Here is a 13460-nt window from a genome sequence, read left to right as displayed (position 1 = left end):
GCTTAGTTGCAACTCAGTTTTCACTTTTATATAGTGTTGAATATCAATTTATTATTAATGGGCTTTTTAAGCCACTACTTTCTCCTATTTTATAGGGTCATTAACTTATGAATATACCCCTAATGCGTAACCCCTGCACCTGAATTCTCCATTGTCTTCAGCGACTTACATTTTATCTTTCGAGCAACAACCTCCAACAAAGGAATAGCGCATAAAAGGGAGGAGGTTGGGGGAAGGTTCGTCTTCATTGAACTTTTTTGATTACTTTTGTAGAAGAATTATGGGCTTTGCCCACCATTAAACTAGGTATACCCAATGAAATTAAGAAGAGTGATATTGCTGGCTGTGATAGCCCTTGGCAGTTGCCTCCTCTCACAGGCGCAGATAGCGAGGAGTGGCGAGCGACCAACGGAGAGTGGTGGCTTGCGTATGGCGGAGCTACTACAGTTGCCCACCTATCGGGCACCACAATTTGACCAGGACTCCGCACGGCTAGAGATGGAGCAAAGTTCTGCTGACCTTCGGGCTTACCTCTTTGCGCATACGATAGAGGTGGGCTTGGATATTATCCAAGATGGAGAGCACACTCAGTGGAGTGATGGCACCGAGGTATGGCGGTATCGTGTTCGATCTCAAGGGGCCAAGAGTTTGGGCTTTTTCTTTGACCAGTGGAAGCTTCCTAAGGGGGCTTATCTATATATTTATAGTACTTTGGATCCTACACGGTGCCTTGGTGGCTTTGGGTGGGAAAATAATAACGAGAGTGCCTCTCTGCCAATTCAGCCTATTTTGGCTGATGATGTGGTGATAGAGCTACAAGCACCTAAGGGTAGCCGACCACGTCTACACTTGCAGGAGCTGTACCATGGTGTTCGCTCCATTGAGGGACTGCTGAGGTATAGTAATCCTCAGGTTGGTTCTCCCAGAAATTTGGCTTGTACACCTGAAGTGGCGTGCTACCCTGAATATCAGGATGTAGCAAGGAGTGTCGTGGTGGTAGTTACTGGGTCAGGGTATTTAGGAACAGGTGTTCTGGTCAATAATACGAGTAGTGATGGTCGTCCGCTAATTCTTACTGCTTCACATGTGATGGAAGCCAACTTTAGTAATGGTATACTCTCTCCTCAGAGGCTGGAGGAGGAAGCGGAAAAATCGGTTTTCTTCTTTAATTATCAGACTCCTATGTGCGATTCTGGTATCCAACCAAGTGCCACTCAGAGCATTGCGGGTGCCAAGATGTTGGGGTGTCATCCCTTTACCGATGTGGCATTGCTGGAGTTGGATACTATTCCACCAACGGATTACCAAGCATACTATGCTGGATGGAATGCAGAGCCTAAGATGGACGTAGCACATGCCAATATCCACCATCCGTATGGCTATACCAAGCGGATTAATCTCGCTCTATCTCCACTTAACTACTCTACCTATTCGGGTTCAGGACTACCTTTTGGCGAGAACCAGCACATCAAGGTGCCTTTTTGGGATCTTGGTACCACCGCCTCAGGATCTTCGGGGTCGCCACTCTTGGACCCCGAGCATAGGATTACTGGAGTGTTATCGGGTGGAGAATCATATTGCGGTAATCGCAGCCACGACTTCTTTGCCTCCCTACAGAGGGTATGGGAGTCGGAAGATGCGGAGGCGAGGAAGATTGTAGCCGCGCTTGACCCTACTGGTGCTAGAGCTACCACTTGTGCCGGTAAGGGAGCTAGCCAAGGGGGGGAGCAAGCTCCAGTGCGGCTCACCAATATGCGCATTGCTCCAAGTAATACCCGTGTGATAGAGCTACTGCCTCAGTTGGATAGGGCTAAGCTCTTGGGTAGCGACCAAGGGGTACAGGAGATTGGGGAGAGCTACCGAATGGCTGCTGGTAGCAAGGTGTATGGCGTTTATGTGATGCTATCAGGAGAGGCACAGTCGGGAGATGAGCTGGTGGTCAATATTTATGGTAATGACGGAGCCACTCATCTTGGTAGCCAGGTGATCTCTCTGAAGTCTTTGGTGACAGATCCGAAGAATAAAGGGCAACAAGTACCAGGAGCCTTTAAGGAGATCTACCTCAGTCTCCCATCTCCTGTGGAGGTTACCACAGATCAGGTGCTTTGCTTCGCGATCCCTACCGCCACCATCCCTCAGGGTATTTCGGTGGTGCACCAGCAGCATTCCGACCTTTCTGCTAATAGCGCCATGTGGCGAGTGGCGAATGAGTGGCAGCCCTATACGAAGTACCAGCAGAGTGGAGGGCTTACTCTATGGGTGGATCCGGTTGTGAGTAATGCGACACTCAAGTCACCTACACTAGCAGAGCCACGCCTAAAGATTACACCACTCAATGGTGAGCAGATGCTACTGAAGATTAATGACCCCTCAGGGTCTGCCACCTATTCTCTCCAGGCTTATAGCTTGTTGGGAGAGCCAATCTACAGTGACCAGTGTGAGGGTAGTGACTTCTTTGTCTTCCCTCGTAATATGTTTGAGGGCTTGGGAGTGGTGATTCTCCGAGTGTCGGGTGATGGCTGGCAAGAGTCGGTGAAAGCTCTTTTCCCTAAGAATTAAGTGTACATATAAATTATAGATATAGCAGCGATGAAGCGAAACAATTTTCTACTCCTATTACTCTCACTCAGTGTGGGACTACTTTCGATGGTAGGGTGCAGTAAGAGTGATGAGCAATTTAGAGTACAAGGAACTATTTCGGAGTCGGAGGGACAAACCCTTTACTTGGAGTATCAGGGGCTGACTGGAGCGGAGTTGATTGATTCTACCGTGCTACAGCGTAAGGGTAGTTATCGATTTGATGTGCCACTGCCCGAGTATCCTGATTTCTATCGGCTAAGGCTTGGTAAGCAGGTGATTCCGATGGCAATTGATACCATCCCCTCTACCACTACTATCAATGGTGACTCAAGGAATTTCGCTACTAGCTACTCTGTGGAAGGGAACCAGGCTACGTCGCAAATCCGAGAGGTATGGTTGGCTCTTTTGGATGCCAATGTGTCTCTCTCTAAGCTTGAAGGATCATCTCTAAGTAGCCCAGAGCTATATGTGGCACAGCGGGATAGTATATTCGATAGCTACAAGGAGGTGGCTCGAAAGTATATCTATAGCAATCCTCGGTCGCCCGTCGCTTACTTTGCTCTATTTCAGCAGGTAGATGGCAACTTGGTATTCAATCCGTATGATAAAACCGACTCCAAAGCCTTTGCAGCTATCGCTAATATCTACAATACTTTTCAGCCCGAAAATCCACGTACTAAGCATCTGTATGACCTTGCACTACGCTCGATTGCGGTGGTCAGGCAGCAAGAGAGAGGTGAGGAGGTACAAGGGAGTAGTACTGAACTATTGAAAGCTGCTGGAGTGGAGGAGACCTCGTATATCGACTTTACGCTACCTGATAGAGAGGGTAGGGAGGTGACGCTCTCGAGTGTCGTGGCAGGTCGGAATGTGCTCCTTGCTTTTTCTACGATGCAGGCCAATTGGTCGGCAGAGTTCAACAGTGCACTTGCGGAGCTTTATAGCCAGTATGGCACCCGTGGTTTGGAAATCGTACAGGTGGGGTTGGACACCGACCCGCATATTTGGATTAGTGCCACGAAAGCGCTCCCATGGATCAACCTACAGGATCGTGACGGAAGCTACTCTAAGTTGGTGGGCTACTACAATCTTTACCGGCTACCTTCGCTCTTCTTGATTACTAAGGGGGGTGGAGAATTGCATCGTATTGAGAGCGTTGCACAGTTGGAGCAGCTCCTTAAGTAGTTGCAAGGTATTGGAAGGAGCCGAAAGCTTCGCTAAAATGTGTATATTTGCAGTCAAGCCTTGACAATAATAGTGTATGATTTTTGATATCAAGAAACAAGCAAGGAGGGTAGCTAGCTACTTTGGGTCGGAAAAGGAGGGGCGTGGACTGACTCTAGTGCGTGTCACTGATAAAAGTGAGCTCAAGGAATTTGTGCAGTTTAATCTAGACTTGTACAAGGACAATCCCAATCATGTCCCCGACCTTATCGGCGATGAGTTGAAATCGCTATCGCGAGAGAGTAACCCCGCTTTTGCCTTTTCTGAGGCCGACCTATTTATGGTGAAGCGTGGGGGTGAAGTGGTCGGTAGGATTGCCGGTATCATCAACCACCGAGCCAATAAAAAGTGGAAGCAAAACAGAGCTCGCTTTGGATGGGTGGACTTTATTGATGATGATGAAGTGGTAGACCTACTCTTTGATACCGTAGAGGCGTGGGCTAGAGAGCGAGGCTGTGACGAGATACATGGGCCGATGGGATTTACCGACCTTGATAAGGAGGGAATGCTGATAGAGGGTTTTGACCAAATGGGTACGATGATTACGATCTACAATTACCCCTACTATCCCAAGCAATTGGCTCGCCGTGGATATGAAAAGGATATTGACTGGCTGGAGTACAAAATATATATCCCCAAGATTGTACCGGAGAAGCATGCTAGGCTCTGCCAAATAGTGCAGGATAGGTATGGGGTGAGGCTCCTTAAGTTTAAGGAGCGTGATGGGCTGATGCGGTATGGGCGGGCTATCTTTGAGCTGATCAATGAGGCTTATGCCCCACTGTATAGCGTGTCGGAGCTGACCGATGACCAGATTGAGTACTACATCAAGCAGTATCTCCCTATGGTCAATCTAGACTTTGTCAATTTAGTGGTGACTAATGATGATGAAGTCGTCGGCTTTGGTATTACTTTGCCAAGCATCGTTAAGGCTCTGAAGAAGGCCAATGGTAGGCTCTTCCCTACTGGCTTTATCCATATTCTTAAAGCCCTTAAGTCGAAACAGCCTGAAGTAGTGGAGCTCCTTTTGATTGGGGTGAAGCCGGAGTATCAGAATAAGGGAATTACCGCACTTATCTTTGAGGATCTGATCAAGGTGATGCATCGCTACCAAGTGAAGTATGCCGAGAGTAATCCCGAGCTGGAGACGAACCTCAGTGTGATGCTGCAGTGGAATTACTTCAAAAAGGTACACCATAAGCGGAGAAGAGCCTTTTATAAGAAATTAGTGTAGTAAAAAGGAGAGAGAGGATATACATATATATGGAGTTGGAAAACCAGATAAATAACGCACAACAAGACCCTACAACGGAGGGGAATGCTAAAATCTATAAGGATGATACGGTGGTGACGCTGGACCCTATGGATCATATCAGGCTACGTCCGGGTATGTATATAGGGAAGTTGGGCGATGGCACCTCCAAGGACGATGGTATCTATGTACTATTGAAGGAGGTGATTGACAACTCTATTGACGAATACACTATGGGATATGGTACGCAGATCAAGATATCGCTTGATGAGTCTGAGATGCGACATATCGTGGTTAGGGACTTCGGACGCGGTATTCCGCAAGGGTCGCTCGTGAAGGCGGTGGGCACTATGAATACGGGTGCCAAGTATGATAGTGAAGTATTTAAGAAGGCGGTGGGGCTCAATGGAGTGGGTCTTAAGGCGGTTAATGCCCTTAGTACACGGATGCAAGTGACTTCCTATCGAGAGGGAAAGGGGAAGTATGTGATCTTTGAGAAAGGGGTGCTGAAGGAGGAGAGTGACCTCTTTGATACCACGGAGCGTGACGGGACGGAGGTGGACTTCTTACCCGATGTGGCACTCTTCAAAAACTACCGCTATCAGGTGGAGTATATTCAGGAGATGCTCCGGATGTATGCCTATCTGCAACCAGGGCTGAAGCTGACGCTCAATGGCAAGACCTTTGTCTCTAAGAATGGACTGATGGACCTTTTGGAGGAGAATATGACGAGTGAGCCACTCTATCCGATCATCCATTTCATCGGTAAGGATATTGAGGTGGCGATTACGCACTCTACCCAGTATGGTGAGGAGTACTACTCGTTTGTCAATGGTCAGAATACCATCCATGGAGGGACGCACTTATCGGCCTTTAAGGAGGCAATAGGACGTACGGTGCGCGACTTTTTTCAGAAGAACTTCGACTTTAATGATATCCGCTCTGGTATTACCGCTGCCATAAGTATCCGTATACAAGAGCCCCTATTTGAGAGCCAGACTAAGATGAAGCTAGGCTCGAGAGAGATAGAAGAGGGAGGAATGACGATACAGAAGTTTGTGGGAGACTTCCTCAAAGCTAACCTCGACGACTATCTGCATATCCATAGTGAGACTGCCGAAGCGTTGCTCAAGAAGGTGCAGGAAAATGAGCGCGAGCGCAGAGCCCTTGCTGGTGTCTCTAAAGCAGCAAAGGAACGTGCCAAGAAGGCATCGATACACAATAAGAAGCTACGTGACTGCACACAGCACTACAATGACCCTAAGGCCTCTCTAGCCGATGATACTCAGATATTTATCACGGAGGGTCTCTCGGCAAGTGGAAGCATTACGCAGAGCCGAAATGCGGAGCACCAGGCGGTCTTTTCGCTCAGAGGAAAGCCACTCAATTGCTATGGTCGTAAGAAGGAGGTGGTGTATGAGAATGAGGAGTTCAACCTACTTCAAGCAGCGCTCAATATTGAGGATGGACTGGACAACCTACGATATAATAAGGTGATTGTCGCGACGGATGCCGATGTGGATGGAATGCATATCCGTCTGCTGATCATTACCTTTTTTCTACGCTTTTTCCCTGATCTGATTCGCCAGAATCATGTCTTTATCCTGCAGACTCCTTTATTCAGAGTGCGGGATAAGAAAGATAGCACCACCATCTATTGTTACGATGAGCGGGAGCGAGATGAGGCGATCAAAAAGCTGGGGAAGGAGAGCAGTGTGACCCGCTTTAAAGGTCTTGGTGAGATTCGCCCCGAGGAGTTTAAGGAGTTTATCGGGGAGCAAATTCGTTTGGATCCTGTGATGATGAAGAAGGAGGATAATGTGCAGGAGTTGCTCGAGTTTTATATGGGCAATAATACCCCCGAACGCCAGGACTTTATTGTGCAAAATCTAGACCCAGAGAGTGTGTAAAGATGAAGCGAGTGGGTGTATATGCGGGGAGCTTTGACCCTTTTACAATAGGGCATGCCGATATCGTGTCGCGTGCACTGCAGTTGCTTGATGAGCTATATATAGTATTGGGGCAGAATATAGAGAAGCAACCATTTCAGTCGGTGGAGGAGCGAATGAAGTTTATTGAGGAGCTTTATCGGGATGATTCACGGATTAAGGTGGTGGCATACGACGGTATTGTGGCCAATTATGCCAAGGAACAAGGAGCCGTATTGGTTCGTGGGCTGAGGGGAATAGGCGACCTTGATAACGAACAGACCCTTGCCGAGGTCAATCGCTCCCACTTTGGCGTGGAGACAATTTGTCTATTCGCAGCTCCCGAGCACCGCATTATTAGTAGCTCTTTGATACGTGAGCTAGCAGCTTTTGGTGAAGATTATTCAGAGTATATCCCTTTGAGAGACTAAAGATATGGCTATTAATTATTATGGAGAGGGTGTGACTATCCCAGCTTTTAGGAGAAGAGAGGTCAATGCATGGATTAAGGATGTAGCAGAGGAGTATGGCTACGAGGTGGGCGATATAACCTATCAATTCTGTGACAATGAGCGGATATTGGAGATTAATCAGAAGTATCTAAATCACGATTATTATACCGATATCATCACCTTTGACCAGACGCGAGATGGGCTGCTTTTTGCAGATATCGTGATTAGCGTGGAGATGGTGACTAGCAATGCAGAGGAGTATGGCGAACCCTTCAGACGGGAATTCCTAAGGGTGCTGATCCATGGCGTGCTCCATCTCTGTGGGGTGGACGATCAGACCGAGGAGCAGGCAAAAGAGATGCGGCAGGCGGAGGAGAACGCTCTCGCGATGCTACCTGCCGACCTCTCTGAGGTATGGAGGAAGTAGTCTACAAGCCAAAAGATGGACAATTGGCCACAATTTAATCAACGTTACCAACCCAATATAATAGCTGAAATACCAGCTTATAGAGATTATCTCATAGGGGTACTATTGCTATTACTGGTAACTGGGGCGTTGCTTTGGGCTTTTTATCAGCGTAACAAACGACAGCGGGGGGCAGGAGAAGGTGTGGCCCTCTATTCTTATCTTGCACTGCAGACGATACTCCTCGTGGGCTTTCTCTATGCTGAGTTGGTATGGAGTAGCTCGGGAAGTGCCCCCTATTGGTTGGTGGCCGGCAGTGGTTTCCTTTACGGATTGAGCTACCTCTTGATTAATTTACTGGTATACGGGGTATTGTGGTATGCTTTTGGCGTGCCAGAAAAGGTGAGCCAGTGGTTTCTAGCCTTCTTTCGAGTTTGGGGGCTAGTTGGGGTGACGCTCTATCTACCGCTACTGGTGAGTATCACCGGGGGTGGAGGCAGTACTTGGGTAATTTCGATGCTATTGGGAGGTACCTATTTCTTCTTTAGGATGCTACTTATTCACTATAGTATCACCATATTCCCGAAGCTACTTAATTTCCCTCTGCATTTAATTTTGTATCTTTGCACTTGCGAAATAGCTCCGTTGCTATTTTTGTTGGTATAAATCGATAAGGAAAGAGTAATGCCTCAAAAAATTAAGACCATTTTGGTGTCGCAACCAAAGCCAACCAATACTAAATCACCCTACTTCCAGCTGATGGAGGAGACGGGTGTAGAAATAGATTTTAAGCCGTTATTTAGTATCACTCCTGTGAGTGCTAGAGAGTTTAGAGATCAGAAGATTGAGATCTTGGAGCATACGGGTGTGGTACTCAATTCTAAGACTGTAGCCGATCACTTTTTTAAGCTAGTAAAGGAGCTGAGGATAGAGTTGCCAGAGGATTATAAGTACTTCTGTAATTCAGAGTTCGTGGCTACATATCTGCAAAAGCATATTACTGTAAGGAAGCGTAAAGTCTTTTTCCCAGAGAAAAATGGCAATGTGGGAGACCTCCTTTCGCTACTTCTGAAGTATGATAAGGAGCACTTCTTTGTCCCAGGGATTGACGGTGTGAAGGAGCGCTACTCTGAGGAGCTGGCCGCCAATAATATTGTCCACACGCTCGGAGTGGTTAGCAAACTTGAGTTCACCCCCGTGACGAAAGAGGAGATAGAGGGCTATGATATGCTGATATTTTTCAGTCCCAATGGCGTGCAGTCGCTATTCCATAGCATCCCCGAGTATGAGCAGGGCGATCAATTGATCGGCTGCTTGGGTGAAGGTACTCTCAAGTCGCTCAAAGAGGCGAAGCTAAGAGTGGATATGCCTGTCCCTAATAAAGACTTTACCAGTATCAATGCGGCACTCGACCACCTTGTGAAGAGTACAAAAAAGAAACATGCCTGAGAGTCAGACACTCAAAAAGGAAGAGAGAATCTACCTCCGAAGCGAGCTCAATGAGCTATTCGCCTCGAGAGGTAGCTTTGTTTGTTACCCTTTTAGAGTGGTCTACTTGGAAGTCCCCCGACAAGAGCTGCCACTCAAGATGATGGTCTCCGTCCCCAAAAGGCGGCTGAAGCATGCCGTTGACCGCAACCGTATAAAGCGGCTCACTCGTGAAGCTTATAGGCTCACTAAAAAAGAGCTAGTGGAGCAGATTGATCCTGAAGTGACGCTCCTGATTGGCTTCATATACCTAAAGGACCGGCTGAGTAGGTACTCCACAGTCCAGCAGGCAGTGGAGGAGGCCTTCAAGAAGCTACAACCACATACTAAAGAACCAGTAGAAGATGATTAAGAGGTGTGTCAAGTGGGTGTCGGAGCTATTGGTACAGCTCCTACTTTTGCCTATTTACTTTTACAAGCGGGCCATCTCACCGATGCTTCCCCCTTATTGTAGATTCACGCCTAGTTGTAGCACCTACGCTGTTGAGGCCCTAAAAAAGCACGGCCCAATCAAAGGGCTCCTCCTCGCTATATGGCGCATATTACGGTGCAATCCATGGGGCGGAAGCGGTTACGATCCTGTCCCTTAAGTGTATGATTCCTTACCTTGACTTCCATACCCACGCCGAGGGCTGTAAGAAATACCTTGTGGATAAAGATGTGATAGTCATTCAATCATTGCATCTGGGCGAAAAGGTTGAGCCTAGAGCCAACTTTGCTACTTGGGGGGTGCACCCTATGCTAGAGGGGACAAAGGAGTTCGTTGACCAGCTGACGCAAGATAGGGAGCAGCTGATTTCGGAGTGGCACCGCACCTTGTCATTGACCCCTAAACTCATTGGGGTGGGGGAGTGCGGTTGGGATAATCGCTCCCCTCTTTCACTCGAGGAACAAGAGTTACTTGTAGACTTTCATATTGCTTTGGCCGACCAGCTCGGCTATCCACTTATTTTTCATATCGTGGGTGGGTGGCACCACTTGCTAGCCAAAAAGAAGTCTCACTCCATGTCCGAAGTGCCATGGATCGTTCATGGATTTAGAGGAAGCGCTGCTCTTGCAAAGCAACTTACTAGTGCAGGTATTTTTCTTAGCCTACACCCCTATTGCTCAAGTGGAGTGTGCGATAAGTATTTCTTGGAGACCGATGATACACCAATGGCAATAGAATCACACTACAGAGCCAGAAACTTGCTACATGAAGAGCAACGACAGGGGGTTATTAACCTTTTTTGTGGCTTGTTTCCTGTAGAATCTCAATTAATTACGGTACATTTGTAGTGTGAGAGATGAATGAACTAATGTGTAATCATTAAATAAGGCAAGATTATGAGAAATAACGATGGTCTGAAGCTTTTGATAGGCGTAGCTATTGGTACCGCTATTGGTGCTGCTGTTGCCTACTTTTCCGACAATAAAAAGCGCAATGACTTTATCGATGATATGTCGGATTATGGTGATAAGGTGAAGAGCAATATCAAGGATGCCTATTACGATGGCAAGATCCGTGCTCGTAGAGCCAAGAGAGACCTTTCAAGATACATGGCTGACATTAAGGATGATGCTGGTCATCTATACGATGATGTAGTCTCTTCGGCTAAAAACATGGGAAAGAAGGTAAAGGAGGAAGCTGAGGAGTTGGCTGACCTTACAGAAGAGGAGCTCTCCGACCTAAAGGACGCTGCAAGAGAGGAAGCAGAGAAGCTTTCTAAGAAGTAACCACTCCAAGTAATTCGGTGATATTGACTCACCACACCACTTTACCAGTGGTACATGGAGAGAAAGATAGGATGGGTGGGTGACTCTATGGCCTCACGAGCTAATCGTGAGAGCATTGAGTCGCTCACCCATTACTTTTAATATTTGATTATAATAAATAAATGATATGCCAATGACAAGCATCAAAGAGACTTTTAGTGAGGTGATTGCCGAGCTAAAGGATTATATTGAGGCAAAAAAAAGCCTGATAGAACTCAAGGCGACAGAAAAGGGTGCCCCCATTGTTGCCAAGTCTATATATGGCTCTATTCTGGTCGTGCTGAGCTTAATTGTGGCGACTTTCACGTTGGTGGCTGCGATATTTGCCCTATCACTCGTCTTTGTGACCAATGGCACAGAGGCTTTTGCCACTCTATCGGCACTGACCTTTTCGGCGGTCTGCCTATTGGTATTCTTCCTACTCATTTTGGCAATACTACTTGCATTGCGCAAGCGAGTAACGAGGAAGATGGAAAACCAATTGGTCAATAATTATCTCGATAAGCAAGAGGCCAAAGAACACAATCAGGAGAGAGAAACATTGATAGCAAGTGAGCAAACAGCCCTCGCTGCAACTGAAATAAAGGAGGAGGTACAATGAGCAACTTAACAACAACAACTCAAGCAAGGTTGAAAGCACGAGAGGATAGATTGGAAGCTCGTGCCAATATGCGACTAGATAGGGTCAAGGAAAAGATAAATTATCTCAAGAGTAATAGCGGTAAGATGGTCATTGACGATGCTATTGATAACCTACGAAAAACCTCACCCGGTGTAGGCAAGATAGCTAGCTTTATCAATGGCTTTATTAGTAAAAATAGAGAGAAGAAGGTGGCGAAGGAGCTCGCTCAAGAGCGGCTAGATAGCAATCCCACCAGTAGCTTTAGCACCCGAGATGACCAAAGCCAAAATGGCCTTCTCACAGGGATTAAGAGCTACCTCCTACCTACACTCTACTCCCTCGGTGGTATGCGATTGCTATCATATAGTCTCAAAGGGACTGGCAAGATACTCCGAAGCGGTGTAGGGAGATTATTTGGTCGACGTCGTAAACGAAAGTAAGCGAGAAAAGAGTTTGATTTTGGCTATACGATAGACCATTTCATTTAAGAGAGTGGTGAATATGCCCAGTACTTCAAATATTTTGGGTAAATTTGCCCTTGAAAGATGATGGGTGATGAATAAACTTATCCCTGACGAATAAATAATAATTAATACATAAATAAGAATACTGATATGATTAAGATTGGTATCAACGGTTTTGGCCGTATCGGACGCTTTGTGTTCCGTGCTTCAACAAAGAGAAATGACCTAGTAGTGGTAGGGATTAATGACCTCCTATCTGTTGACTATCTAGCGTATATGCTAAAATACGATACAATGCATGGTCAGTTTGATGGCGAGATCTCTTATGACCTTGATAAGAGCACTTTGACTGTCAATGGCAATACCATTCGTTGCACTCAAGAGCGTGATCCTAGAGACCTTAAGTGGAATGAGATCGGTGCTGAGTATATTGTAGAGTCTACTGGTCTATTCCTTACTGCCGAGAAGGCTCAAGCTCACCTCGAGGCTGGTGCTAAGTATGTTGTGATGTCAGCTCCTTCAAAGGATGCTACCCCAATGTACGTAGTTGGTGTAAACGAAGACAAGTACGAAAAGGGCACTAAGATTGTGAGCAACGCAAGCTGTACTACCAACTGTCTTGCCCCTCTAGCAAAGGTTATCCACGATCATTTCGGTATTAAGGATGGTCTTATGACCACTGTACACTCAGCTACTGCTACTCAGAAGACGGTTGATGGTCCATCAATGAAGGACTGGAGAGGTGGTCGTGCAGCAGGTGGCAATATCATCCCTTCTACCACAGGTGCAGCTAAGGCTGTGGGTAAAGTAATCCCTGACCTCAATGGTAAGCTCACTGGTATGTCTTTCCGCGTACCTACACTCGATGTTTCTGTAGTAGACCTTACTGTTAATCTAGAGAAGCCAGCTTCTTACGAGGAGATCTGTGCAGTGATCAAGAAGGCATCTGAAAATGAGCTTAAGGGTGTTCTTGGTTACACTGAGGATGCAGTTGTTTCAAGCGACTTCCTTGGTGATACCCGTTCATCTATCTTCGATAAGGAAGCTGGTATCGCTCTTACCGATAGCTTTGTGAAGCTAGTATCTTGGTACGATAATGAGATCGGCTACTCAAATCGTGTGCTCGACCTTATCGCTACTATGCACAAGGTAAATGGCTGATAATTAGAGGTCACTCTAATTGAAATAATAAGTCACCCTAAGGAGATATTCTCCCTAGGGTGACTTTTTTTAGTCCCCATACCAAGCAAAAGCATTGTAACTCTCCCAAAACGGGCGTGTAAGGAGAG

At 46.7% G+C, this 13460-nt stretch carries 15 protein-coding genes; all 15 read left to right on the top strand.

The genetic code is table 11. The features are described 5' to 3' along the window. Positions 1-315: 315 nt before the first annotated feature. On the top strand, positions 316-2559 hold the full coding sequence (locus QVO39_RS04315) for a trypsin-like serine peptidase (RefSeq protein WP_021903157.1): 2244 nt from the start codon (positions 316-318) through the stop codon (positions 2557-2559). A 30-nt stretch (positions 2560-2589) separates the two neighbouring features. Next, on the top strand, positions 2590-3765 hold the full coding sequence (locus QVO39_RS04310) for a thioredoxin-like domain-containing protein (protein WP_018028644.1): 1176 nt from the start codon (positions 2590-2592) through the stop codon (positions 3763-3765). A gap of 76 nt (positions 3766-3841) precedes the next feature. Further along, entirely contained in the window at positions 3842-5038 is a 1197-nt protein-coding gene (locus tag QVO39_RS04305) for a GNAT family N-acetyltransferase (protein ID WP_021903156.1), read from the top strand. A 29-nt stretch (positions 5039-5067) separates the two neighbouring features. After that, entirely contained in the window at positions 5068-6966 is a 1899-nt protein-coding gene (locus tag QVO39_RS04300) for a toprim domain-containing protein (RefSeq protein WP_021903155.1), read from the top strand. 2 nt (positions 6967-6968) lie between these two features. After that, complete coding sequence (coaD, locus tag QVO39_RS04295; RefSeq protein ID WP_021903154.1) at positions 6969-7415, top strand: pantetheine-phosphate adenylyltransferase; 447 nt, start codon at positions 6969-6971, stop codon at positions 7413-7415. A 4-nt stretch (positions 7416-7419) separates the two neighbouring features. Next, complete coding sequence (ybeY, locus tag QVO39_RS04290; protein WP_018028648.1) at positions 7420-7863, top strand: rRNA maturation RNase YbeY; 444 nt, start codon at positions 7420-7422, stop codon at positions 7861-7863. A gap of 15 nt (positions 7864-7878) precedes the next feature. Continuing rightward, on the top strand, positions 7879-8508 hold the full coding sequence (locus QVO39_RS04285; RefSeq protein WP_021903153.1) for a DUF4271 domain-containing protein: 630 nt from the start codon (positions 7879-7881) through the stop codon (positions 8506-8508). Positions 8509-8526: 18 nt separating this feature from the next. Then, positions 8527-9291 carry a uroporphyrinogen-III synthase gene (locus QVO39_RS04280; RefSeq protein ID WP_018028650.1) on the top strand — a complete coding sequence of 255 codons (765 nt, stop codon included), beginning with the start codon at positions 8527-8529 and terminating at the stop codon, positions 9289-9291. Then, entirely contained in the window at positions 9284-9682 is a 399-nt protein-coding gene (locus tag QVO39_RS04275) for a ribonuclease P protein component (RefSeq protein WP_021903152.1), read from the top strand. The genes QVO39_RS04280 and QVO39_RS04275 overlap by 8 nt, the downstream gene beginning before the upstream one ends. Beyond that, positions 9675-9920 carry a membrane protein insertion efficiency factor YidD gene (yidD, locus tag QVO39_RS04270; protein WP_021903151.1) on the top strand — a complete coding sequence of 82 codons (246 nt, stop codon included), beginning with the start codon at positions 9675-9677 and terminating at the stop codon, positions 9918-9920. Before QVO39_RS04275 ends, yidD begins: the two co-directional genes overlap by 8 nt. A gap of 4 nt (positions 9921-9924) precedes the next feature. Then, positions 9925-10608 carry a TatD family hydrolase gene (locus QVO39_RS04265; protein ID WP_021903150.1) on the top strand — a complete coding sequence of 228 codons (684 nt, stop codon included), beginning with the start codon at positions 9925-9927 and terminating at the stop codon, positions 10606-10608. Positions 10609-10656: 48 nt separating this feature from the next. Continuing rightward, complete coding sequence (locus QVO39_RS04260) at positions 10657-11046, top strand: YtxH domain-containing protein (protein WP_018028654.1); 390 nt, start codon at positions 10657-10659, stop codon at positions 11044-11046. 166 nt (positions 11047-11212) lie between these two features. After that, positions 11213-11686: a hypothetical protein gene (locus QVO39_RS04255; RefSeq protein ID WP_155799456.1), complete on the top strand. Its 474-nt coding sequence runs from the start codon at positions 11213-11215 to the stop codon at positions 11684-11686. Continuing rightward, positions 11683-12147 (top strand): hypothetical protein, encoded by a 465-nt coding sequence (locus QVO39_RS04250; RefSeq protein ID WP_021903149.1) that lies wholly within the window; start codon positions 11683-11685, stop codon positions 12145-12147. The genes QVO39_RS04255 and QVO39_RS04250 overlap by 4 nt, the downstream gene beginning before the upstream one ends. 174 nt (positions 12148-12321) lie before the next feature. Further along, entirely contained in the window at positions 12322-13332 is a 1011-nt protein-coding gene (gene gap, locus QVO39_RS04245; RefSeq protein WP_021903148.1) for a type I glyceraldehyde-3-phosphate dehydrogenase, read from the top strand. The last annotated feature ends 128 nt before the right edge of the window (positions 13333-13460 follow it).

Origin of the sequence: Porphyromonas sp. CAG:1061, assembly GCF_000435035.1 — a bacterium.
GTDB lineage: Bacteria > Bacteroidota > Bacteroidia > Bacteroidales > Porphyromonadaceae > Porphyromonas_A > Porphyromonas_A somerae.
The sequence above is the reverse complement of the archived record's forward strand: the minus strand, read 5'-3'. Positions and strand labels throughout refer to the sequence as shown.

Bases quoted from the DNA above. Each gene is read 5' to 3' on its own strand.
- QVO39_RS04315 (WP_021903157.1), top strand. From the start codon at position 316: ATGAAATTAAGAAGAGTGATATTGCTGGCTGTGATAGCCCTTGGCAGT.
- QVO39_RS04310 (WP_018028644.1), top strand. From the start codon at position 2,590: ATGAAGCGAAACAATTTTCTACTCCTATTACTCTCACTCAGTGTGGGA.
- QVO39_RS04305 (WP_021903156.1), top strand. From the start codon at position 3,842: ATGATTTTTGATATCAAGAAACAAGCAAGGAGGGTAGCTAGCTACTTT.
- QVO39_RS04300 (WP_021903155.1), top strand. From the start codon at position 5,068: ATGGAGTTGGAAAACCAGATAAATAACGCACAACAAGACCCTACAACG.
- coaD (WP_021903154.1), top strand. From the start codon at position 6,969: ATGAAGCGAGTGGGTGTATATGCGGGGAGCTTTGACCCTTTTACAATA.
- ybeY (WP_018028648.1), top strand. From the start codon at position 7,420: ATGGCTATTAATTATTATGGAGAGGGTGTGACTATCCCAGCTTTTAGG.
- QVO39_RS04285 (WP_021903153.1), top strand. From the start codon at position 7,879: ATGGACAATTGGCCACAATTTAATCAACGTTACCAACCCAATATAATA.
- QVO39_RS04280 (WP_018028650.1), top strand. From the start codon at position 8,527: ATGCCTCAAAAAATTAAGACCATTTTGGTGTCGCAACCAAAGCCAACC.
- QVO39_RS04275 (WP_021903152.1), top strand. From the start codon at position 9,284: ATGCCTGAGAGTCAGACACTCAAAAAGGAAGAGAGAATCTACCTCCGA.
- yidD (WP_021903151.1), top strand. From the start codon at position 9,675: ATGATTAAGAGGTGTGTCAAGTGGGTGTCGGAGCTATTGGTACAGCTC.
- QVO39_RS04265 (WP_021903150.1), top strand. From the start codon at position 9,925: ATGATTCCTTACCTTGACTTCCATACCCACGCCGAGGGCTGTAAGAAA.
- QVO39_RS04260 (WP_018028654.1), top strand. From the start codon at position 10,657: ATGAGAAATAACGATGGTCTGAAGCTTTTGATAGGCGTAGCTATTGGT.
- QVO39_RS04255 (WP_155799456.1), top strand. From the start codon at position 11,213: ATGCCAATGACAAGCATCAAAGAGACTTTTAGTGAGGTGATTGCCGAG.
- QVO39_RS04250 (WP_021903149.1), top strand. From the start codon at position 11,683: ATGAGCAACTTAACAACAACAACTCAAGCAAGGTTGAAAGCACGAGAG.
- gap (WP_021903148.1), top strand. From the start codon at position 12,322: ATGATTAAGATTGGTATCAACGGTTTTGGCCGTATCGGACGCTTTGTG.